This window comes from Xylanimonas oleitrophica (assembly GCF_003244315.1).
Lineage (GTDB): Bacteria > Actinomycetota > Actinomycetes > Actinomycetales > Cellulomonadaceae > Xylanimonas_A > Xylanimonas_A oleitrophica.
Genome location: NZ_QKWH01000028.1, coordinates 1 through 588, shown reverse-complemented (window position 1 = coordinate 588; position 588 = coordinate 1). Strand labels below are relative to the sequence as shown.

The 588-nt window shown below is 64.1% G+C and carries 1 protein-coding gene; it reads left to right on the top strand.

Features of this window, described 5'->3' with window-relative positions; all coding sequences use genetic code 11:
• On the top strand, positions 1 to 336 hold a 336-nt coding region (locus DNL40_RS16565), incomplete at its 5' end, for a DUF6318 family protein (protein ID WP_179951114.1).
• Positions 337 to 588: the final 252 nt, after the last annotated feature.

The following is a 588-nucleotide window of genomic DNA, read 5'->3' as shown; positions in this document are numbered from 1 at the left end:
AACGACACCGCCGAGTGGGAAGCGATGTCGCACGAGAGCTGCGAGTACTGCGCCAACCGCCTGCGTCAGGCGAAGCAGATCGCGGAGAAGGACTACACCTGGGAAGGCGGCGAGACGACCACATCAGTGGTCCATACCTATCAGCAGGACTCCGCTACCGGGATTTGGCCCATCGATGTCGAAATTCGTCAGCAAGGGGCGCGCGTGACAACGCAGGCGGGTGACGAGATCTACGGTGCGGCACCGGCTACCAGCACGCTCTGGGTGGAGGTCGGCCGGAGGGACACCCAATGGCTCATCGTCGGCGCCGGAACTAGGGAATCGAACGTCGGATGAACGCACCGCTCACGGCATTGGCCGTTGCAACCGCAGTCCTACTGGGTCCTATCTCGAACATCGGCGGTTCAACGGACGACGCGACTGACACCGTTACGGTGAGTCATGAAGGGTCCGGGTGGCAGAAGACGCCGGAGGGGTGGCAGGCGAAGAAGCCCGCCCTGCCGGCAGAGAGGTTCTTCCGGCAGACGCCGACGTACTGCGCGCTGCGCACCCTGGACGACATGGGCTTCCCCCTGGTCAACCCTTCGG